Source organism: Yersinia sp. 2541 StPb PI, from assembly GCF_052217145.1.
Taxonomy (GTDB): domain Bacteria; phylum Pseudomonadota; class Gammaproteobacteria; order Enterobacterales; family Enterobacteriaceae; genus Yersinia; species Yersinia enterocolitica_E.
Map to the genome: position 1 here is coordinate 2,411,426 of NZ_JAZGQB010000001.1, position 22,856 is coordinate 2,434,281.

A 22,856-nucleotide genomic window follows, 5' to 3' on the forward strand; every position below is an offset into this window, starting at 1 on the left:
TATCAAAATGGGCCTACCACTTACCAATACGCGACCAAAGCTGGGTAAACAAAAAATGATTGATGTTGTCGCCGCCATTATTGAACAAAATGGTAAGATTCTGCTGGCTCAGCGGGACTCATGCCGTGATCAGGCCGGTTTGTGGGAGTTTCCTGGAGGGAAAGTTGAGGCGGGAGAGAACCAACCTCAGGCTCTGATACGTGAACTGGCCGAAGAGTTAAATATTGAGGCATCAGTGACCCGATATATCGCCACCAATCAATGGGATTCAGATAAACAGACCATCAGATTGCATGCCTGGCTCGTTGAGAGTTTCAGCGGCAAGCTAGCATTGCATTGTCACTCCGCAGTGGTCTGGTTGGCACCAGAGGAGGCTTACCGTTACCCTCTGGCACCCGCCGATGTTCCGCTTTTAGATGCGTTTATTGCCCAGAAACGTTAGCCTGTTACCTGGTCAACCGCTTCCAAATCAATGGATTGGTACCGATCACACTGCTATCACGCACACACTGCAACACTTCACCTTCAACTCGCAATACAGCACCTTCAGAATAATTCTGATTTTGATAGACACAACAGCGAGTGCACGGATTATTATTCGTGTTGCGATTTGATGAGTTATTCCATATTTCAGGTGGCAAAGGAACAACAACATCGACATTGTTACGATTGGCCATCGCCGCAGCAGAAATAAGCGAGGCAAAACCAATACAACCTAGCAATAACAATATTCTCATGACTTATTATCCTTGGTTTTGGACGGTGCTTTTTTACGTTTCTTTATCGCCCCAGACGGTGCTGCTGGCAACCCGCGAAAAACCTGAGGTGAACGATTTTGTTTTGCCTGACTGATTAAATCTTGCAATGTTGCCACCAGTGGCTGCATGAAATCCTGATAACGACAATTTTTCTCACTGATTTGTGTCAGTGTCGATTCCCAATGGGCCGTCATATCGGGCCGTGCAGCAATATCAGGCAGCGCGTGAATCAATGCTCTTCCCGCAGGGCTTGCATGAATATAACGCCCTTTTTTGAATAAAAAAGTACGTTTGAAAAGTAGCTCAATAATCCCAGCTCGTGTTGCCTCAGTCCCCAACCCATCCGTTGCACGTAACACTTTTTTCAGCTCTTTATCCTGCACAAAGCGCGCGATTCCGGTCATCGCTGATAATAAACTGGCATCGGTAAATGGTCGTGGCGGTTGAGTTTGCCGTTCAACAACCTCACCCCGCTCACACAATAATTCAGCACCTTTCTCCACCACCGGCAACGGCGAGCCTTCATTTTCTTCATCGCGCTCTTTGCTACCAAGCAAGGTACGCCAACCCGCCTCCGCCAGAAAACGGGCCTTAGCGACAAACTTGCCGCCAGCAATATCGAGCTCAATGACACATTTACGAAATTGTGCATCTGGACAAAATTGCATCAGATACTGCTGTGCTACCAATCGGTAAACTTTGCCTTCATCAGTGGTTAGATTCACCTTACTGGCCCGTGCTGTTGGGATAATGGCGTGGTGGGCATCGACTTTTTTGTCATCCCAGCAGCGATTACGCCGATCACTGTCCATTACCTCCAACGGCAATAAGTCAGCCTGATGAATGCTGATGGCATTCAATACCGAATGACGCCCAGCGAAATGCTCTTCTGGTAGGTATCGGCAATCTGAACGCGGATACGTAATCAATTTGTGCGTTTCATATAAACGCTGACAAATATCCAGAACTTGCTGAGCGCTCAAACCGAAGCGTTTAGCAGCTTCAATCTGCAATGTCGAAAGGGAAAAGGGTAACGGTGCGGTTTCTGATTCCCGTTTATCATTATAGGAAGTTACAAATGCAGGCTGACCCGTGATGCGATTAACCACATGTTCAGCCAGTGGCCGATGCAACAAGCGCCCTTCTTCATCCTGATATGACTCGCAAGAATCACTCGGCTGCCATAGGGCAATAAAACGCTCATCCGCAGGCGTGACAATATGGGCTTTAACTTCGAAAAAGTCTTTGGGAATAAAATCTTCAATTTCTTCGTCACGGCGGACAACCAAGCCTAATACCGGCGTTTGTACCCGCCCTACTGACAAAACACCATCATAACCTGCATTACGCCCAAGAATAGTATAGGCACGGGTCATATTGATGCCATATAGCCAATCGGCTCTGGCGCGGGCCAATGCCGAAACACATAACGGGATAAACTCGCGGTTATAACGCAAACGCTCCACCGCACGCTCCACTGCCTGCGGGTTGAGATCGTTAATCAGGCAACGGCGGACATTTTGCCGCTTCTCTGCCACCAAATCGAGGTAATCCAATACTTCATCAACCAACAGTTGCCCTTCGCGGTCCGGGTCACCGGCATGCACCACTTCGTCGGCCTGTTGCAAAAGTTGTTTGATAACATTCAATTGCTTACTGACCGAGGGCCGAGGCTGTAGTTGCCATTTTTCAGGAATAATAGGTAAATCAGCTAACGACCAACGTGCATAGCGGCTGTCATAAGCATCAGGTTGGGCCTGTTCCAGCAAGTGACCCACACACCAAGTCACCATTTGATCACTGCCACAGGCAATAAATCCATCGCCTCGACGATGCGGCTTTGGCAAAATATCGGCAATCGCCCGCGCCAAACTGGGTTTTTCAGCAATAAAAAGTCGCATCATTCACCGCAAAAATGCATCAAAGAAAAGGTCATTCTGTAATCTCAATCAACGCCCGGCGGTTATCCACAGAGCTCAACTCGCCAATAGAACTGAGCGTCATACCGTGCTGAGCCGCAATAGCCTGCACCTGAGCCTCCGCTTCAGGCAATACGGCTAACAACAAACCACCGGAAGTCTGTGGGTCACACAATAACGTTTTCTGTAACTCGGTCATCTCGCCGAGCAGATGGCCATAACTGTCAAAATTACGCCCAGTTCCCCCCGGCACACAACCCGCAGCAATATACTCTTCAACCGCAGGTAATCGCGGTATAGCCGAGAAATGTAATTTGGCCTGAACACCAGACCCTTGACAAATCTCGCTTAAATGCCCTAACAGGCCGAACCCGGTAACATCGGTCATGGCAGTGACACCGGCAATACTGGCAAAGTCCGCCCCTGATTTATTCAACTGACACATGGTTTCTGTTGCTACCCCTTGATGTTCAGGTCGCAACTTACTTTTCTTTTCTGCCGTCGTCAGAATACCAATACCCAGCGGTTTGGTCAGAAATAGCTTACAACCAGCCTGTGCGGCACTGTTTTTCTTAACCTGCTCAGTGCTGACAATTCCGGTGACCGCCAGACCGAAAATCGGCTCAGGCGCATCAATGGAATGCCCCCCTGCCAGAGAAATACCGGCCTGCTGGCAAACATAGCGCCCGCCCTCGATAACCTGTTGGGCAACTTCAGGTGCCAGTTTATCTATCGGCCAGCCCAGGATGGCAATCGCCATAATGGGTTTACCCCCCATCGCATAGATATCACTGATAGCATTGGTGGCTGCAATTCGGCCAAAATCAAAGGGATCGTCAACGATCGGCATAAAAAAGTCGGTAGTGCTGATGATGCCAACACCGCCGCCAATATCATAAACTGCTGCATCATCACGCGTTTCATTCCCCACCAACAGCCGGGGGTCAAGAAGCTTCTGCTGATCGGTATGCAATATCTTATCCAAAACTTTGGGCGAAATTTTGCAACCGCACCCCGCTCCGTGGCTGTATTGGGTAAGACGTATCGCTGGCGGTGTCATAACACTCTCCCGTGTGATGGTCAGTAATAAGCAGTTTATTGAGGAATTATGCTCGTAGGCCTAGTATCCAGACTGCCTATGGTAGCGCCTATGGCGTGGCTTGGTAAGTAGAGGCCGCTGTCGGGCAGATAGGTTGGTCACAAAGCAGACGAAAACACAGCTTAGTTCCTATAAAAGTGCATAAGCTGTGATGTTCAAGACGGCCCCAAGCGATTTGTTGCTTCGCTGGCGCCTTGAAACCTATTGATTATAGACCATATAACTATCAGAAATAGCTCACAAAAGTGGTGTAATCCAGTGGGGCCACTTTCGTCGCTGATTTCAGTTGTGGTGTGCCGAGATAAAGGAAGCCGACTATTTCATCTTGTTCACGGCAGGCAAACCCCTGACGAACCACGTGATGATGGGTCCAGGAGCCGGTACGCCAGATACCATTAAAGCCTTGAGCCAGTGCGGCCATTTGCATCGCTTGTACCGCACAACCGGCGGAAACCACTTGTTCCCAATTGGGCACTTTGGGGTTTTCAGTGACATGAGCAATAACGGTAATAATCAGCGGCGCACGAAACGGCGCTTGTTTTGCTTTTTCCAATACGGCGTCATCAGCACCATCATGTTGCACTGCTTGTTGTAACAATTGGCTAAAACGTTCTAGCCCCTCATTTTCAATCAAAATAAAGCGCCATGGCTGCAATGTGCCATGGTCAGGTGCCCGCATGCCCGCATGGATAATATGATCCAATGCCTCACCCGTTGGGGCTGGGGTGGTCAAACGGGACGCCGAACGGCGGTTAAGTAACAGTTCTAACGCATCCATCATTCTCTCCTGATAACGATTTTCATTTTCAGCACGGTAGCATAAGTTGTCGTTTTGTTGCCAGTGTTGACCTTTCGGCTAGGCTTAACAGTGATTTAAAGCTGACATTTGTTCGTCAGGTCATTAGGATAACCGTACTTGCCCGGTTTTGTTGGAGATAACATGCGCACTTTGTGGCGAATTATTGCTGGCTTTTTCAAGTGGACCTGGCGTCTGCTTAATTTCGTCAGGGAATTTATTCTTAATCTGTTCTTAATACTGTTAATTTTAGTCGGTGTGGGTATTTACCTTCAGTTCCAAAGTAAACCAGCAGAACCGGTTAAAGGCGCGCTGCTGGTAAATTTAAGTGGCGTGGTGGTTGATCAGCCCGCGGTAAACAATAAATTACGTCAATTGGGGCGTGAGTTCTTAGGGGCATCCAGTAATCGCCTACAGGAAAACTCGCTGTTTGATATTGTCGAAACTATTCGTCTGGCAAAAACCGATAAAAATATTACCGGTTTGGTGCTGTCACTGAGTGATTTTACCGGTGCCGACCAACCTTCATTGCAATATATAGGTAAAGCGCTGCGGGAATTCCGTGACAGCGGTAAGCCAATCTATGCAATTGGCGATAGCTATAATCAAACCCAATACTATTTAGCCAGCTTTGCTAATAAAATCTATCTATCGCCACAAGGGGCGGTCGATCTGCATGGTTTCGCCAGTAATAACCTCTATTACAAATCGTTGCTGGAAAAACTTAAAGTCACCACTAATATCTTCCGGGTTGGCACCTACAAGTCCGCGGTTGAACCGATGATTCGTGATGATATGTCACCGGCTGCACGTGAAGCAGACAGCCGCTGGATTGGTGGGTTATGGCAAAATTATCTTACTGCTGTTGCTGCCAACCGGCAGTTAACGCCAGAGCAACTGTTCCCAGGTGCCGCGGGTGTTATCAGTGGGTTGCAAGCCGCTGGCGGTTCTCCGGCAAAATATGCGCTGGACAATAAACTGGTGGATACATTAGCGTCACGCCCTGAGGTAGAAACCGAGTTGGTTAAAACCTTTGGTTGGGATAAAAAGAATAACGACTTTAATTACGTCAGTATTTATGACTATCAACCGGTACCTACACCACAGCAGGGCGAGCAGATAGCGGTTATTTTTGCTAACGGCGCCATCATTGATGGTCCGCAAACTCCGGGCAACGTGGGTGGCGACTCGCTGGCAGCACAGATTCGCCAGGCGCGTTTAGATCCAAAAATTAAAGCCGTAATTCTGCGAGTAAATAGCCCTGGGGGCAGTGTCAGCGCCTCTGAGTTGATTCGTTCAGAATTAGCGGCGTTACGCGCAGCCAATAAACCCTTGGTGGTATCGATGGGGGGAATGGCGGCATCGGGTGGGTATTGGATCTCCACACCCGCTAACTATATCGTTGCCAGCCCGAGCACCCTTACCGGCTCGATTGGTATTTTCGGCGTGATTAATACCTTCCAAAATTCACTGGAAAGTATTGGTGTTCATACTGACGGCGTAGCCACGTCGCCATTAGCCGATATTTCGATTACTAAAAACTTGCCGCCTGAGTTTTCGCAGATGATGCAAATTAATATCGAAAATGGCTACAAGACCTTTATTGACCTGGTCGCAACTTCACGTCATAAAACCCCTGAACAAGTGGATCAAATCGCACAGGGCCATGTGTGGCTTGGGATTGATGCTAAAAGTAACGGTCTGGTGGATCAGTTAGGTGACTTTGATGACGCGGTGAAGAAGGTCGCGGAGCTGGCACAACTGAAAACCTGGCAGTTGAATTGGTTTGTTGATGAGCCGAGTCTTAGTGACTTGATTTTCGGCCAAATGAGCGCATCGGTACAGGCCATGTTACCCGCCGCCATTCAGGCTTGGATACCTGCCCCGCTATCTGCTATGGCGCAAGCCGTGAAAGAGCAGCCAAGTTTACTCAGTACATTGAATGACCCGCAGAATCGCTATGCGTTATGCCTAACCTGTGGTGATGTCCGCTAGAAAATTAATCAAAATACTCCGCCCGGCACCCGCCGGGCTTTTTTTCCTCGTCAGTCTCCCTATAATTCACTCATCTTATTCAGTACTACTTTTCAGGCCCTCATGCTTATGCAGAAGAAATCTATTTATGTTGCCTATACTGGCGGTACCATCGGTATGCAGCGCTCGGAACATGGATACATCCCCGTATCCGGCCATCTGCAACGCCAACTTGCGCTGATGCCTGAGTTCCATCGTCCCGAAATGCCTGATTTCACTATCCATGAATATGCGCCATTAATTGACTCCTCAGATATGACACCCGAGGACTGGCAGCATATTGCCAACGATATTGAGCAAAACTACGACTTATACGACGGCTTTGTTATTTTACATGGCACAGACACCATGGCATTTACAGCCTCGGCCCTGTCATTCATGTTAGAAAATCTGGCCAAGCCAGTGATTGTTACCGGCTCTCAGATCCCGTTGGCAGAGTTACGCTCTGATGGGCAAACCAACTTGCTTAACGCCCTCTATCTGGCCGCGAACCACCCAGTGAATGAAGTCAGTCTGTTCTTTAACAACAAATTATTCCGTGGCAATCGCACCACTAAAGCCCATGCTGATGGTTTTGATGCTTTTGCCTCCCCGAATCTGTCAGTACTGCTTGAGGCTGGTATTCATATTCGGCGTATGGTGTCGGTCGAGTCACCAGCCAATAATGGGCCATTGATTGTCCATAACATCACCCCTCAACCGATCGGTGTGGTGACTATTTATCCTGGGATATCCGGCGCGGTGGTGCGCAACTTCCTGTTGCAGCCCGTTAAAGCCCTGATTTTACGTTCTTATGGTGTGGGAAACGCACCACAAAAAGCCGAGTTACTGGATGAGTTAAAAAATGCCAGCGAGCGAGGTATTGTGGTAGTGAATTTGACACAATGTATTTCCGGTAGAGTCAATATGGAAGGCTATGCAACCGGTAATGCATTGGCCCACGCCGGTGTTATCAGTGGCTTTGATATGACGGTCGAGGCCGCACTGACAAAACTACATTATTTATTGAGTCAATCTTTAACCCCTGAAGACATTCGCCGGTTAATGCAACAAAACCTGCGTGGTGAACTCACTGACACTAACTGATCCGGTGGAATATCAATGAATGCGGCACTGCTTTTAATTGATTTACAAAATGACTTTTGTCCGGGAGGGGCGCTGGCTGTTACTGAGGGTGATCAGGTTATTGCCATTGCCAATCAAGCTATTGATGCCTGCCTTAGCAAAAAGATACCTATTATTGCCAGCCAGGATTGGCACCCTGCCGGGCACCGCAGCTTTGCCGTCAATTCAAATGCGGAATCGGGTACCGTAGGTGAGCTGGATGGGTTACCACAAGTTTGGTGGCCAGTGCATTGTGTGCAAAATGAGCCAGGGGCCGCCTTACATCTGCAATTGAAACAACACGCAATTGATGCCACGTTCCGCAAAGGCCAAGATCCTGATATTGATAGCTACAGCGCTTTTTTTGACAATGGTCGGCGAGCAAAAACCCCTTTGGATGAGTGGTTACGGCAGCAAGGGATAGATCGTTTGTTCATTATGGGGCTGGCAACTGATTATTGTGTGAAATATAGCGTCTTGGATGCATTAGCTCTGGGTTATCAAACAACGGTCATCAGTGACGGTTGTCGCGGGGTCAACCTACAACCGCATGACAGTCAACACGCCCTAAATACGATGCATAAAGCAGGGGCAAGCTTACAAACACTGGCACAGTGGCTAGCTGAAATGGATTCAGCAAGCAAATAACTGGCAATAAAAATAGCACCAACGGAGCCTCACTCGGCTCCGCTGATTTTGATAAATCTTGTGGGTAACAGCCCTATTCTGGCTTCAGTTTTACCAATGTTGGCTGGCTGAATTGCTGTTTCAATTCTTGCTTGGTTTTCATCACAATTTGGCCATCAGTGCCAATACTCATATGCTGAGCATCCTCATTGTGACGGGCTTGCCATAGCATTACCATTTGCAGACTATTCTCTTTCTGCTCAGGTGTCAGTGCCACACCATCCGGCCATTTACCCAACTCAACCGCTTGCATCAAACGTTGATAAATTTCAGGTGTCATCACTGAAATCAGGTCTTCAAGCTCCATCAAAGTATCCTTAGCAAAACGAATAATAAGCTGAATCGATTTTTCAACATGCATAATCGTTGAGTATCAACCGGCAATCTGCTCGCCATTCTGGTCATCAACAAAATTCAATGACGCCGAGTTCACGCAATAGCGCTCGCCCGTAGGCTGCGGCCCATCGGGGAAAACATGGCCTAAGTGAGCATCACAATTACCACAACGAATTTCAACTCGAATCATATTGTGTGAATTATCATCAATATAGCGGATAGAGTCATCTTTGATAGGTTGGTAAAAACTCGGCCAACCACAGCCAGAGTCAAATTTCGACTCTGAGATAAACAAAGGTTGATGACAACACAGACACTCATAGATGCCATCGCGTTTGTTATGCAGCAATTTGCCACTAAACGGGGCTTCTGTCCCGCGCTGCTGGGTGACATGACGCTGAATATCGGACAGTTTCTCAATATCGGGTGTAGAGTTCAGTTCTTTAGCCATTTGTGCGGTTCTCTGGCAGGGAATAAAGTCAACGAAAACAACGTTTAATAATAACAAAAAATTAACAACAAAGCAGTTAAAATTGTCCTAAACTGTATGCCATCAAAGTGACAACCGCATATACCCTTTATACTTGACGCGGCAGGGTTGTTAGCTACGCTCATTCACCCGAATCACTTGCTAATGTAAGCTCATCGGGATTCGTTCGCTAGCTGCCTACCTGCAACGCCAATCATTTTGGGTATAAATGCGATAAAAATCGCAAATATTACCGATTCTCACTTTAAACTGAATAATTCGCCCCAATATAAAAATGAGGCTAATCGTATCTGGAAACGCGTGATTAATGTTCGATCTAACGTCGTTGGTTTGATTTGTAGCAATAATTGACACGATTCCGCTTGACGCTCGGCAAGGTTTTTGTAATTTTACAACCAACCTTTTATTCACTAACAAATAGCTGGTGGAATATATGACTATCAAAGTAGGTATCAACGGTTTTGGCCGTATCGGTCGCATTGTTTTCCGTGCTGCTCAGGAACGTTCTGACATCGAAATCGTTGCAATCAACGACCTGTTGGACGCTGAATACATGGCGTACATGCTGAAATACGACTCTACCCACGGTCGTTTCGACGGTACTGTAGAAGTAAAAGACGGCCACTTGGTTGTTAACGGTAAAACCATCCGTGTTACCGCAGAGAGAGATCCGGCTAACCTGAAGTGGAACGAAGTTAACGTTGACGTTGTTGCTGAAGCAACTGGCCTGTTCCTGACCGACGAAACAGCACGTAAGCACATCGCTGCCGGTGCTAAGAAAGTGGTTCTGACTGGTCCTTCTAAAGATGACACCCCTATGTTTGTTATGGGCGTCAACCACAAAGAATACGCGGGTCAGGAAATCGTTTCTAACGCTTCTTGCACCACTAACTGCCTGGCTCCACTGGCTAAAGTTATCAACGACAAGTTCGGTATCGTTGAAGCGTTGATGACCACTGTGCATGCAACTACTGCAACGCAAAAAACTGTTGATGGCCCGTCTCATAAAGACTGGCGCGGCGGTCGTGGCGCATCCCAGAACATCATCCCTTCTTCTACTGGTGCCGCTAAAGCAGTTGGTAAAGTTATCCCAGCACTGAACGGCAAACTGACAGGTATGGCGTTCCGCGTTCCTACTCCTAACGTTTCAGTTGTTGACCTGACTGCACGTCTGGAAAAACCAGCTTCTTACAAAGAAATCTGTGCTGCTATCAAAGCGGCTTCAGAAGGCGAGCTGAAAGGCGTTCTGGGCTACACCGAAGACGACGTTGTTTCTACCGATTTCAACGGCGAAAAACTGACTTCAGTATTCGATGCTAAAGCCGGTATCGCGCTGAACGACAACTTTGTGAAACTGGTTTCTTGGTACGATAACGAAACTGGCTACTCAAACAAAGTTCTGGACCTGATCTCTCACATCTCCAAGTAATAATGGATTGATGTAGATTTCTGCCAAAAGCCACCTTCGGGTGGCTTTTTTATTTGTAGCTATAATAAATTGCGCAATATCAATGATTCACCACTACGGTGTCGTCCATTTGCTACAAGATTTACAGCCTGTGATATTATCGAGAATCTGAAATTCAAAGGATCCCTGCTCCCTTTCCCATAAGGCCAAACGAATGAACGAGAAAGTATTCACCCTACCTGTTGTTGAACAAATTTCGCCTTACATCAGCCAACGCCAACTGGATGAATTGCCGGTAGTGGTGGTTTCTCATCCGAAGGTGCGTGCCGCAGTAAGCCTACAAGGCGCTCATTTGCTGGCCTATCAACCTAGCGGTGAGCAACCTATCATTTGGCTGAGCAATAACACGCCGTTTAAAGATGGCGTCGCTATTCGTGGTGGCGTGCCAATCTGTTGGCCTTGGTTTGGTCCATCAGCACAACCTTCTCATGGTTTTGCCCGTCTACTGCCATGGACTCTCAGTGCCCATGATGAAAACGAGAATGGAGTTATCCTGACCTTCACACTGGAAGACAGTGATGAATCCCGTAAATACTGGCCGCATGCCTTCACATTGATTGCCCGCTTCAAGCTGGGTGATGAGTGCGAAATGGAGCTGGAATCACACGGTGATTATCAGGCAGTAGCCGCGCTACATACTTACTTCCAGATTGGCGACATCGACCAGATTAAAGTCAGTGGCCTGGGTGAGAAATACTTCGATAAAGTGCTAAAAATTGCCGATGCCACACAACAAGGCGATTTAGTGTTTAACGGCCAGACTGACCGTATCTACACACAACCCGAAGCCTATAGCTTGATAAAAGATGCGGCGCTCAAACGCACCATTGAAGTACATCATCATCACCAAAGTGATGTAGTGGCATGGAATCCAGGTGCAGAGTTGTCTAGTAGCATGGTTGATATGCCAAACGAGGGTTTTAAAACCATGGTTTGCGTGGAAACAGCGCGAGTGAATAAGCCGTTGGTGGCAACACTTGACGCCCCGGCGCGTCTTGCCATGACCATCCGTAGCCGTAAAAATAGCTAACGTTCCAGATGTCGTTAGGCACAAAAATGGGGCGCTATGCCCCATTTTTTATGGCTCAACATTACCGCGTCATTAATTAGCGGAAAGTATAGGTCACGCCAGTCCACAACACGCCGCTGTAAGATGCATCAACCATTGGGCTATTTTTCACTTCACTGGCCAGGCGCACATAGCGGCCGGTAAAGAACGCATTCCAATTCGGATTGATGTTGTAGTTCACCGACAACTCAAGATATGGCGACCAGCTATCACTTGGGTTGTATTGCGCCAAGCCACTACGGGCAGATTCAGCACCGCTCACGCCATAGTAATAACTGTTTTGATCACCACTGTTCCAGTTAAAACCTACCCCCGGCGTCAGCGTCCAGCTATCGACGTTAAAGCGGTAAAGGTAAGCCAAATCGCCGATAAAACCACCACTATTATCCAGCACATCGCCAGAGAACATAGCGCGCAACGTCCCCCAATCCTCAATATGAGAATATGACATCCCCGCCATCATGGTACTGCGGCGTTTATCCAACTGCTTCATCTGCTGATCATCACTGTCACCTGGCGTAAAGTGCAGCGGTAAGTAATAAGCATCGATTGATAAGCGATTATTGTCATCTTTCCACAGGTAATAACCCGCAGCTAAGGTACGGAAGTAGAAATTATCGCTTTCATAAGAAATGATAGGTACCGGATAGACACGGTCATTCTTACCCCGATAAGGGTCTGGGCTGACTAACGCAGAAGCCCCCAAAGACCAGGTCCCTGCCATTGCCGTCGGCATGCAAACGGCCGTAGCGACTGCTAAAGCAGCCAGTGTTTTTATTTGCTTGGCTTTTAAAGAATGTTTTTTCACGGATTAAATCCCATTGGTAACAAAATAATTAGTTAACTTAGTGTAAATCAATTGGTTGCCCGTGGCGAAATCTTTACACATGTCAGCCAGATATCGATATTGCTTGTATAACTTATCGCCGATAACCAAGAGGCTGACAACCTAAAAATTTACGTAGATTTGATTACAATAAAATATCGAGATATTCAAATAGATAAGTTCAAGCAATCATATACAAAACACTACCAATCTAATAATAAATAGATTTAATTACCAAATAATGGTTATTTATTGTTTGAGGGGTGGCAAATCTGTGGTCTGGCTTAACTTGACCTTTGGAGGAGACACGGCCATAACAATAAGGTAGTAGTTTCAAAATTTTAACCCAATAAAGCGCTACTACTATTTTATGTTCCCAACCATTCAAACAGGACGGGCATCGCTATGAACATATTTGATCACTATCGCCAGCGCTATGAGGCGGCCAAGGACGAAGAGTTCACACTCCAGGAGTTCCTCACAATCTGCCAGCAAGATCGCAGCGCGTATGCTAATGCGGCTGAGCGTCTGCTGATGGCTATTGGTGAGCCAGTCATGGTCGATACCGCGCTTGAGTCCCGCATGTCTCGACTGTTCTCTAATCGGGTTATCGCTCGCTACCCTGCTTTTGAAGAGTTTTATGGCATGGAGGAAGCCATAGAGCAGATCGTTTCCTATCTCAAACACGCCGCCCAAGGGCTGGAAGAGAAGAAACAGATCCTGTATTTGCTGGGTCCCGTGGGTGGTGGTAAGTCATCATTGGCTGAACGACTGAAAGCCCTGATGCAACGGGTGCCTATCTATATTTTAAGTGCTAACGGTGAACGTAGCCCGGTCAATGACCACCCGTTATGTCTGTTCAATCCGCAGGAAGATGCGGCGATTCTGGCCAAAGAATACAGTATCCCAAGCCGCTATCTCGGTACGATTATGTCGCCATGGGCGGCAAAACGCCTGCACGATTTTGGCGGTGATATTACCAAGTTCAAAGTTATCAAGGTCTGGCCTTCTATCCTTGAACAAATTGCGATAGCGAAAACCGAACCCGGTGATGAAAACAACCAGGATATCTCGGCACTGGTCGGTAAAGTTGATATCCGTAAACTTGAAAATCACGCCCAAAACGATCCCGATGCTTATGGTTATTCCGGTGCTTTATGCCGTGCTAACCAGGGGATCATGGAATTCGTCGAGATGTTCAAAGCCCCAATTAAGGTGCTGCACCCACTACTGACCGCGACACAAGAAGGGAACTATAACGGAACCGAGGGGATATCCGCCCTGCCATTCAGCGGTATAATTCTCGCGCACTCTAACGAATCCGAGTGGGTAACATTCCGTAATAACAAGAATAATGAGGCATTCCTTGACCGTGTTTATATTGTCAAAGTGCCTTATTGCCTGCGGGTATCAGAAGAGATCAAGATTTACGACAAACTGTTAAATCACAGTGAGTTGACCCATGCGCCTTGTGCACCTGGCACGCTGGAAACGCTGGCACGCTTCTCGATTCTCTCAAGGATGAAAGAGCCAGAAAACTCCAGTATTTACTCTAAGATGCGAGTGTATGACGGTGAGAGCCTGAAAGATACCGATCCTAAAGCCAAGTCTTATCAGGAATATCGCGACTACGCTGGGGTTGATGAAGGTATGAACGGCCTTTCTACTCGTTTTGCCTTTAAAATCCTCTCCAGAGTATTTAACTTCGACCACGCTGAGGTGGCTGCTAACCCGGTGCACCTGTTCTACGTACTGGAACAGCAGATCGAACGCGAACAATTCCAACAAGATGTTGCGGAGAAATATCTCGAACACCTGAAAGGCTATTTAATCCCGAAATATGCTGAATTTATTGGTAAAGAGATTCAAACCGCCTATCTGGAGTCTTACTCTGAGTATGGTCAGAATATTTTTGACCGTTATGTTATCTACGCCGATTTCTGGATTCAGGATCAAGAGTACCGTGATCCTGACACCGGGCAACTGTTTGACCGTGAATCACTGAATGCTGAACTGGAGAAAATTGAAAAGCCAGCGGGTATCAGCAACCCGAAAGATTTCCGTAATGAAATCGTCAATTTTGTGTTGCGTGCCAGAGCCAATAACAATGGCCGTAATCCAAACTGGACCAGTTACGAGAAGCTGCGCACGGTTATCGAGAAGAAAATGTTCTCTAACACCGAAGAGTTACTGCCGGTTATCTCCTTTAATGCCAAGACCTCAACGGATGAGCAGAAAAAACATGATGATTTTGTCGATCGGATGATGGAGAAAGGCTATACCCGTAAGCAAGTTCGTTTGCTGTGTGAATGGTATCTGCGGGTGAGAAAATCGTCATAACCCATTTACCGATTCACTACGGAATCGTAGGTATAGACCCAATAGATTTCACGTTGTAGCAAGGCGGCAACTGAACGAAGTCGCCTGAATCTATACCCAAAACAATTGGTGTTGCAGGTAGGCAGCAAGCGAACAAATCCCGATGAGCTTACTCAGGTAAGTGATTCGGGTGAGTGAGAGCAGCTAACCCCCCTGCGACGTCAAGTGTGAAGGGTAAAGCCAACACAGCTACCGCGTGAAAGATGCAGGGACAGTCCCAATAGATTTCACGTTGTAGTAAGGCGGCAACTGAACGAAGCCCCAGGAGCTTAGTCTACTAAGTGACTGGGGTGAGTGATGGCAGCCAACACAGCTACCGCGTGAAAGATGCAGGGACAGTGACAAAGTCGTTTGGGGGATATATGGGCTACTTTATTGACAGACGACTTAACGGCAAGAATAAGAGCATGGTCAATCGCCAGCGCTTTTTGCGCCGCTATAAGTCGCAAATTAAACAGTCGATTGCCGATGCCATCAATAAAAGATCAGTTACTGATATTGAGAGCGGCGAGTCAGTTTCGATACCTATTGATGATATCAATGAGCCGATGTTCCATCAGGGCCGTGGTGGGTTACGCCACCGGGTACATCCTGGCAATGACCATTTTGTCACCAATGACCGAGTGGAGCGCCCTCAAGGTGGCGGTGGAGGCGGCAGTGGTCAGGGTAATGCCGGTCAGGACGGTGAAGGCGAGGATGAGTTTGTCTTTCAGATTTCCAAAGATGAATACCTCGACTTACTGTTTGAAGACCTTGCGCTGCCCAATCTGAAGAAAAATCAGTATAAGCAGTTGACCGAATTCAAAACCCATCGTGCGGGTTATACCTCGAATGGCGTGCCCGCCAATATCAGCGTGGTGCGCTCACTGCAAAACTCACTGGCGCGTCGTACCGCCATGACAGCCAGTAAGCGCCGTGAGTTACGCGAATTGGAAGAAACGCTGAACGTACTGGAAAACACGGAACCAGCACAATTGCTGGAAGAGGAACGTGTACGTAAAGCCATTGCTGAATTAAAGCAAAAAATCGCGCGGGTTCCGTTTATCGATACCTTCGATTTACGTTATAAGAACTATGAACGGCGTCCTGAGCCATCCAGCCAGGCGGTGATGTTCTGCCTGATGGATGTGTCAGGTTCGATGGATCAGGCCACCAAGGACATGGCAAAGCGCTTCTACATCCTGCTTTATCTGTTCCTGAGCCGTACCTATAAAAACGTTGATGTCGTGTATATCCGTCACCATACTCAAGCGAAAGAAGTTGATGAGCAAGAATTCTTCTATTCGCAGGAAACCGGCGGAACAATTGTCTCCAGTGCCCTGAAATTGATGGAAGAAGTGGTTCAGGAACGTTACGACCCAACGCAGTGGAATATCTATGCAGCCCAAGCCTCAGACGGCGATAACTGGGCCGATGATTCACCACTGTGTCATGAGTTACTGGCCCAAAAGCTCCTGCCAATGGTGCGTTACTATAGCTACATCGAGATAACCCGGCGCGCACACCAGACTCTGTGGCGGGAATATGAAGACTTACAGGCAAAATTTGACAACTTTGCCATGCAACATATCCGAGAACCTGAAGATATCTACCCGGTATTCCGTGAGTTGTTCCACAAACAAACCGTTGATAATTAATACTAAAATTAGCCGGTCAACTTTTTCCATGACAGGAATGGTTTCCCGGCTTTTTCATGGGCTAAAATTGCCACTACGACCTTATTTTCAGAGTTGAATCGATGAAATGGCATGATGGATTACGACAGCCCGGTGTATTAGCCGCATTAAGTGCTGCGGTGCTGTTTGGTGCTGGAACCCCGCTGGCAAAACAGTTACTCAATACGGTCAGTCCATGGCTACTGGCGGGCCTGCTCTATTTTGGCTCAGGTGCCGGTCTGGCGCTCTATCGTCTGCTCACCCAAGCAACAGCCGTGAGCCTACCTCGCAACGAACGGCGGTGGTTTATTGGTGCCATTACGGCTGGAGGGATTGTTGCCCCGGTTCTGCTGATGATAGGGCTAACGGGTATGCCTGCATCTGGCGCATCATTATTGCTTAATGCCGAAGGGGTATTTACCGCCCTACTGGCCTGGTTCGCGTTTAAAGAGAATTTTGACCGTCGCATCGCTCTTGGCATGATAGTGATTGTGGCCGGTGCAGCTATTTTAAGTTGGCCGGGTGAAGCGCGTTTTGCCGGATGGTGGCCAACACTGGCAATTCTGGGTGCTTGCTTTGCCTGGGGGATTGATAACAATCTGACCCGTAAGGTTTCATTGACGGATGCCACCTGGATTGCGTCAGTCAAAGGACTGGTTGCCGGTATCGTCAATCTCGGGCTGGCTTTTGTCCTCGGCGCAACATTGCCACCACTGACAAATCTGGCCGGTGCCCTTCTGGTAGGATTTTTTGCCTATGGCGTGAGTTTGGCACTCTTTGTTATCGGCCTGCGCCATCTTGGCACTGCTCGTACTGGTGCTTATTTCTCTATTGCCCCATTTTTAGGGGCTGTATTGGCCGTTATTATGGGTGACACTGTCACTATACCACTCGTCGTGGCGGGTCTCCTGATGGCTGTAGGGATCGCATTGCATCTCACTGAACAGCATGCCCATCAGCATATCCATGATGAATTGCTGCATGAACATGAACATCACCATGACGCACATCATCAACATGCACATGATTTCCCTGTGACAGTCGGTGTGGCGCATAAGCATCGCCATCAACATCAGCCACTGGCACACTCTCACCCGCATTACCCGGATTCACATCACCGCCACAAGCATTGAGTCGGTATAACTTGCCGCGTTACCCGCGGCTCAGCTATGCAAAGGCTTGGCTATTGCTCTTCGAGTTGGCTAAACCGCAACGCCAGATGATCAAGCACACTGCGAACAGACGGCAGTAATCCCCGCCGTGATGGATATACCGCATGAATAATCTCATGGCGTAATACCCAATCCGGTAATAAGCGAATCAGCGTTCCGGCCATCAGTTGATCTGCCACCATCATAACCGGGAGCTGTACTGCCCCGACACCACTCAGTGCTGCGCTACGAAGCGTTGTCATGTCGGCCGTCACCAATCTGGGCTGGTGATAAATCGCGGCATGCGCGCCCTCTGGTCCGGCTAAATGCCAGATAAATTCTTGGGGCGCGCGGCCCAAGCCAAGACTTGGCCAGCTAGTCAGATCTGCCGGAACATTGACGATACCTTGTCGTGCCACCAAATCCGGGCTGGCCACCAGACACTGACAACGGTTACCCAACACCTTCAACACCAAATCACTGTCTTGCAACGGCGGTGGCCGAACCCGAATGGCAATATCAATGGCTTCAGCAATCGGGTCCACTTGTCGATTGGTCGATTCAAGATAAATCGTCACCAAAGGACAACTGACCATGAAATCCGCCAGCATGGTGCTAACTGTGGCCTGTAATAGCGCCACTGGGCAGGTGATGCGCACCACACCACGGGGTTCTGCCCGTGTTAAGTCAATTGATTCCTGAGCGGCGTTGGCCTCTTCCAGCATCGCTTTACAGTGTTCGTAGTAGGTACGCCCCACCTCGGTAACCGCAAAACGGCGGGTTGAACGCTGAATTAAACGCACGCCCAATCGCTCTTCCAACAATGCCAGCCGTCGGCTCAGTTTTGATTTTGGCAAACCCAATACCCGCGCGGCAGCACTGAATCCACCGTGTTCCACCACTTCTGCGTAATAGTAGAGATCATTAAGATCTTGCATAACCTGCCTCTGTATTACTTGCCAGAGATAACGTCATCATTGTTCTGATAATAGAACAGTGATAACTAATTTTGCTATCTACTGCTTAAATTATCCTAATTATATACTTTATCCAACATGAAGCCCGGCCAGAGGTTGTGCCGGGCTGCAATACCTCATTGATGATGTTTGTAAGGAGTTTACGATGAAAAAAGTTCAAGGTATTTATCGCGCACCTCGCCAGCATTGGGTGGGAGATGGTTTTCCGGTTCGCTCACTGTTTTCATATCAAAGCCATGGTAAACAGCTCAGCCCGTTCCTGCTGCTGGACTATGCCGGGCCGATGGATTTTACCCCGACCAAACATCGCCGGGGTGTCGGGCAACACCCGCATCGTGGTTTTGAAACTGTCACCATCGTTTATCACGGCGAAGTTGAACATCGTGACTCCACCGGCAAAGGCGGCGTTATTGGCCCTGGTGACGTGCAGTGGATGACGGCAGGTGGCGGGATTCTGCATGAAGAGTTTCATTCAGATATGTTCGCACAACGTGGCGGTGCCTTTGAAATGGTGCAATTGTGGGTCAATCTGCCCGCAAAAAACAAAATGGCAGATCCTGGTTATCAGGCCATTCGCAGTGAAACTATTCCTCAGGTAGTGCTAGCTGAAGATGCTGGCAGCCTGCGGGTGATAGCCGGTGAGTATGCAGGTAAAAATGGCCCTGCTCAGACATTCTCACCACTAAACGTCTGGGATATACGGCTGAATCAGGGTAAAAGTACGGAATTTTCACTGCCTATTGGCTGGAACACGGCATTAATTGTGTTGCGTGGTACCGTATTGGTCAATGGCGATGCCGTTGCCCGCGATGCCGAAATGGTATTACTGGATGCGGCTGGCAGCAATGTAACTATTGAGGCCAATAATGATGCAGTGCTGTTGCTACTGAGTGGTGAGCCGATTGATGAACCTATTATCGGTCACGGGCCATTTGTGATGAACACTCAGCAGCAGATAATCGAGGCCATCGCTGATTTTAACGGCGGTCGTTTTGGCTCAATGGATACCCACTCATAACCCTTTATCTATCCGCCATTGCCTGACGAGGTTTTTGTCAGGTAATGGCCGGTTACCTTCCAGCAAAGCATCCCACCGTTTAAAAATAGACCTTAGTCGGAAATAGATTGATTGCTGTCACGTGCCAGCAATCAATCCCACATTTAGCTATCTGGATATCGACTAAACTTAATATTACTTATTCCTCTATTTATCACTGGCTGATTAACACAATGATGTTCATGGTGTGGACACAGAGCGATGTATTGAAATACCACCAGCTTAAATAAGACGGCCGTATTTTTTTAATCTTGATGCTATTAATTCGTATTGGAATATTTGTCATTTATCCTATTTTATTTATTTAAAAATAGTGCTATCCAATGGTTACAGTGGTAATTCATTTACGTAATACGACTGCCAAGCGCTTCTTTTACATAGGAATTCATCATGAAGCCCAAAAAAACAGCAGCATCGCAGGATGCCACGCAGTCTGAATACGACGAAAGTAGTGCGTTATTAAGTGCATTGGACCGCTCATTAGCCATCATTGAGTTTGATCTCAACAGTCGCATAATTGCGGTTAATCAAAACTACCTTGATTATTTTGGCTATCAACGTGATGAAGTCATTGGTCAACATCATCTTATGTTTTGCCATCCACAATATGCCAGTAGCGACGAGTATCAGACACTGAAGAAATCTTTACTGGCGGGGAAGTCCGTTGAGGGCCGTTTTGAACGATTGCACAAAGACGGATCCACGGTCTGGCTGGCCGCCATCTATCAACCGGTACCAGGCCCAGGGGGTAGCGTTACCCGGATGGTGAAAATTGCTAAGGACATTACTTTTTTAATTGAGCAACAAAAAGCCACTCAAGAGTGGGTAGAACTTTTAACCCAATTAACTGATCGCAGCGACAGCGCAATGTTTATTGCCGCTAATAGTGATCACGGGCAACAAGCAGTTTATATTAATCAAGGTTTTACTAAGTTATTCGGTTATACACCCGAACAGGCTCTGGGCCAGAGCATGGTCGATTTACTCCAGAGTGCACATCCTGAACAACTGGGGTTAATTGATTCCACTTCGCCAAATTCACATCAGCAATTACTACCCAAAGAGTTATTCTACAGCAAAGACAAACAGCCGCATTGGTGTTCCGCCATTATCAACTCGCTAGTTGATGAGCAGGGTAAACCGAGTTATAGCATTGGTGTGTTGACTGATATCACGCTGACCAAAATGTATGAAGTGTTGCAATATAAGGTGCTGGAAGCACTGGTTAAAGAGCTGCCACTGGAAGAAGTGATGTCTTTGCTGTGCCGCGAAGTTGAGCGGATTGCCCCCGAGGTGACCGCCAGTATTTTGCAAGCCAGCGGGCACAACTACCTCAGCCATCTCGCAGCACCCAACCTACCCCTGATTTATACTGCGGCGCTGGCCTGTGTGCCTATTGGCCCGGTATCTGGCTCATGTGGCACCGCCGCATTTCGTAAAGAACCGGTTGAAGTCCATGATATTGCCACTGACCCATTATGGGAGAACTATCGGCACCTAATTCTACCCCATGGTTTGTTAGCTTGTTGGTCGACGCCTATTCTGTCAAGCCAGGGGGATGTTCTGGGCACATTTGCCTTTTACTACAAAGAAGCGCAAGGCCCCAGCGAGTTCCACCATCAGTTGGTCAAATTAATCGCAAATTTGTGCTCATTGGCGATGGAACGGGAGCAATCACGTCAGCAAATTCAGCATTTGGCTTTTTATGATTCCCTAACTGGTTTGCCTAACCGCACTCAGTTTCTGGTTTATGCCAAACAAGCTATCGCCCTTGCCGCTGAAATGGATTACACGCTGGCAGTATTAATCATTAATCTGGACCGTTTTAAACAAGTTAATGATTCACTCGGCCTGGCCGCCGGTGATGAATTACTTGCCTTGATTGCCCAACGGTTGCGCAACGACATGCCAAAAAGTGACATTATCGGCCGCTTATCGGGCGACGAGTTTATTATCATTTTAGCCCCCTGCACCATGCAGCAGGCTACCGTGAAAGTTGAGAAAATGCTCAGTCTGCTGTCTCAGCCCTGTCAGATAGCCAACGTCAATATTATTCCTTCGGCCAGTGTCGGGATCAGTTTGTATCCTGAGAATGGTTTAGAAATGGATGCGCTGATGAATCACGCCGACATTGCCATGCATAAAGCCAAGAATATGGGACATGGTCATTTCAATTTCTTCAGTGCAGAGATGAATAATCTCAATCAACAGCGCCAGGATATGGAAGATGCTCTGCGTCATGCATTTCATATCGGGTCTCTTGAGTTATTTTATCAACCACAAGTGATGTTAAAAGATGGGCACCTATATGGTGTGGAAGCCCTTAGTCGCTGGGTTCACCCCATACTGGGGAACATTCCTCCACAGCGTTTTATTCCTATTGCTGAAGAGTGCGGGCTGATCAACGAACTGGCTCTGTGGGCGATTGAGACGGCTTGTCAACAGTTGGCGGACTGGCGTTTACGGAGTATTGATGTGCCCTCGGTTTCAGTGAACTTATCGCCGACCAATTTCCATAATCCAGGCTTGCCGGACATGATTTTACATATCTTGCAGCATTACCACTTGCCGCCGCAGGATCTCACGCTGGAAATCACCGAAGACATATTAATTGCAAATAATCCGGCGATTTTTGCCACTATAGAAAAAATTCATCGACTGGGCGTGCGTTTATCAATGGATGACTTTGGTACCGGCTATTCCAGTCTGAGTTATCTGCGCCATTTGGATCTTGATGAAATCAAACTGGATAAAAGTTTTGTCCATGATCTTGAGCATGACGAAACCAGCCGAACGTTAAGTGAGGCGGTGATCCGTATTGGTGAAAGTTTGCAACTATCAGTGATTGTCGAAGGGGTAGAAAACGAGGCGCAACGTACATTATTGAGCCGCCAAGGTTATCAAATAGGCCAAGGTTTTCTTTTTTCCGAGGCATTACCTGCCGTGAAACTAGAACAGTGGTTAGAGCATCGCACTACTAGTAGCAGTAGCTAATCAATAACAAGAGATTAATTATTAGTTGTAGTACCCTATTAGTCGATTTAGAACACC

The 22,856-nt window shown here is 47.7% G+C and carries 19 protein-coding genes; 11 read left to right on the forward strand and 8 right to left on the reverse strand.

Going from position 1 to position 22,856, the window contains the following annotated elements:
• Positions 1-55: 55 nt before the first annotated feature.
• The gene (locus tag V1953_RS10720; RefSeq protein ID WP_083163659.1) at positions 56-442 is read left to right on the forward strand and encodes a pyrimidine (deoxy)nucleoside triphosphate diphosphatase; all 387 of its coding nucleotides are present in this window, start codon (positions 56-58) and stop codon (positions 440-442) included.
• Between the two features lie 4 nt (positions 443-446).
• Here the strand turns inward: V1953_RS10720 and V1953_RS10725 are convergent, their stop codons facing one another.
• The 4 genes from V1953_RS10725 to V1953_RS10740 form a co-directional block, all read right to left on the reverse strand.
• Positions 447-737 carry a DUF1496 domain-containing protein gene (locus V1953_RS10725; protein WP_083158960.1) on the reverse strand — a complete coding sequence of 97 codons (291 nt, stop codon included), beginning with the start codon at positions 735-737 and terminating at the stop codon, positions 447-449.
• Positions 734-2,659 carry a DNA topoisomerase III gene (locus tag V1953_RS10730; protein ID WP_193784666.1) on the reverse strand — a complete coding sequence of 642 codons (1,926 nt, stop codon included), beginning with the start codon at positions 2,657-2,659 and terminating at the stop codon, positions 734-736. The genes V1953_RS10725 and V1953_RS10730 overlap by 4 nt, the downstream gene beginning before the upstream one ends.
• 31 nt (positions 2,660-2,690) lie before the next feature.
• Entirely contained in the window at positions 2,691-3,737 is a 1,047-nt protein-coding gene (gene selD / locus V1953_RS10735) for a selenide, water dikinase SelD (protein WP_442850887.1), read from the reverse strand.
• A gap of 265 nt (positions 3,738-4,002) precedes the next feature.
• Entirely contained in the window at positions 4,003-4,554 is a 552-nt protein-coding gene (locus V1953_RS10740; RefSeq protein ID WP_442851312.1) for an NAD(P)H nitroreductase, read from the reverse strand.
• A gap of 162 nt (positions 4,555-4,716) precedes the next feature.
• On the opposite strand from V1953_RS10740, the gene sppA reads away from it, so the two are divergent.
• The 3 genes from sppA (at position 4,717) to pncA (ending at position 8,358) form a co-directional block, all read left to right on the forward strand.
• Positions 4,717-6,567 (forward strand): signal peptide peptidase SppA, encoded by a 1,851-nt coding sequence (gene sppA, locus V1953_RS10745; RefSeq protein ID WP_083158964.1) that lies wholly within the window; start codon positions 4,717-4,719, stop codon positions 6,565-6,567.
• A 108-nt stretch (positions 6,568-6,675) separates the two neighbouring features.
• Positions 6,676-7,692, forward strand: a complete 1,017-nt coding sequence (gene ansA / locus V1953_RS10750) for an asparaginase (protein WP_083158965.1) — start codon at positions 6,676-6,678, stop codon at positions 7,690-7,692.
• Positions 7,693-7,707: 15 nt separating this feature from the next.
• Entirely contained in the window at positions 7,708-8,358 is a 651-nt protein-coding gene (gene pncA, locus V1953_RS10755; protein WP_442820918.1) for a bifunctional nicotinamidase/pyrazinamidase, read from the forward strand.
• 73 nt (positions 8,359-8,431) lie between these two features.
• Here the strand turns inward: pncA and V1953_RS10760 are convergent, their stop codons facing one another.
• Both V1953_RS10760 and msrB read right to left on the reverse strand, forming a co-directional pair.
• Entirely contained in the window at positions 8,432-8,704 is a 273-nt protein-coding gene (locus V1953_RS10760) for a YeaC family protein (protein ID WP_083163662.1), read from the reverse strand.
• A 66-nt stretch (positions 8,705-8,770) separates the two neighbouring features.
• Positions 8,771-9,184 (reverse strand): peptide-methionine (R)-S-oxide reductase MsrB, encoded by a 414-nt coding sequence (gene msrB / locus V1953_RS10765; RefSeq protein WP_083158967.1) that lies wholly within the window; start codon positions 9,182-9,184, stop codon positions 8,771-8,773.
• Between the two features lie 472 nt (positions 9,185-9,656).
• Between msrB and gapA the strand changes: the two genes are divergently transcribed.
• Positions 9,657-10,652, forward strand: a complete 996-nt coding sequence (gapA, locus tag V1953_RS10770) for a glyceraldehyde-3-phosphate dehydrogenase (RefSeq protein WP_032819960.1) — start codon at positions 9,657-9,659, stop codon at positions 10,650-10,652.
• A 193-nt stretch (positions 10,653-10,845) separates the two neighbouring features.
• Positions 10,846-11,721: a D-hexose-6-phosphate mutarotase gene (locus tag V1953_RS10775; RefSeq protein WP_083158968.1), complete on the forward strand. Its 876-nt coding sequence runs from the start codon at positions 10,846-10,848 to the stop codon at positions 11,719-11,721.
• A gap of 76 nt (positions 11,722-11,797) precedes the next feature.
• On the opposite strand, the gene V1953_RS10780 is transcribed toward V1953_RS10775, so the two are convergent.
• Positions 11,798-12,568 (reverse strand): MipA/OmpV family protein, encoded by a 771-nt coding sequence (locus V1953_RS10780; protein ID WP_372558945.1) that lies wholly within the window; start codon positions 12,566-12,568, stop codon positions 11,798-11,800.
• Between the two features lie 423 nt (positions 12,569-12,991).
• Between V1953_RS10780 and yeaG the strand changes: the two genes are divergently transcribed.
• The 3 genes from yeaG (at position 12,992) to V1953_RS10795 (ending at position 17,753) form a co-directional block, all read left to right on the forward strand.
• Positions 12,992-14,926, forward strand: coding sequence for a protein kinase YeaG (yeaG, locus tag V1953_RS10785; protein ID WP_083158970.1), 1,935 nt, complete (start codon positions 12,992-12,994; stop codon positions 14,924-14,926).
• A gap of 401 nt (positions 14,927-15,327) precedes the next feature.
• Positions 15,328-16,602 carry a YeaH/YhbH family protein gene (locus V1953_RS10790; RefSeq protein ID WP_442851313.1) on the forward strand — a complete coding sequence of 425 codons (1,275 nt, stop codon included), beginning with the start codon at positions 15,328-15,330 and terminating at the stop codon, positions 16,600-16,602.
• 101 nt (positions 16,603-16,703) lie between these two features.
• Positions 16,704-17,753, forward strand: coding sequence for a DMT family transporter (locus V1953_RS10795; RefSeq protein WP_083158971.1), 1,050 nt, complete (start codon positions 16,704-16,706; stop codon positions 17,751-17,753).
• 50 nt (positions 17,754-17,803) lie between these two features.
• On the opposite strand, the gene V1953_RS10800 is transcribed toward V1953_RS10795, so the two are convergent.
• Positions 17,804-18,709, reverse strand: a complete 906-nt coding sequence (locus V1953_RS10800) for a LysR family transcriptional regulator (RefSeq protein WP_442850888.1) — start codon at positions 18,707-18,709, stop codon at positions 17,804-17,806.
• Between the two features lie 184 nt (positions 18,710-18,893).
• On the opposite strand from V1953_RS10800, the gene V1953_RS10805 reads away from it, so the two are divergent.
• Entirely contained in the window at positions 18,894-19,766 is an 873-nt protein-coding gene (locus tag V1953_RS10805; protein ID WP_083158973.1) for a pirin family protein, read from the forward strand.
• Between the two features lie 429 nt (positions 19,767-20,195).
• Positions 20,196-22,799, forward strand: a complete 2,604-nt coding sequence (locus tag V1953_RS10810) for a bifunctional diguanylate cyclase/phosphodiesterase (RefSeq protein WP_372569136.1) — start codon at positions 20,196-20,198, stop codon at positions 22,797-22,799.
• Positions 22,800-22,856 lie beyond the last annotated feature (57 nt).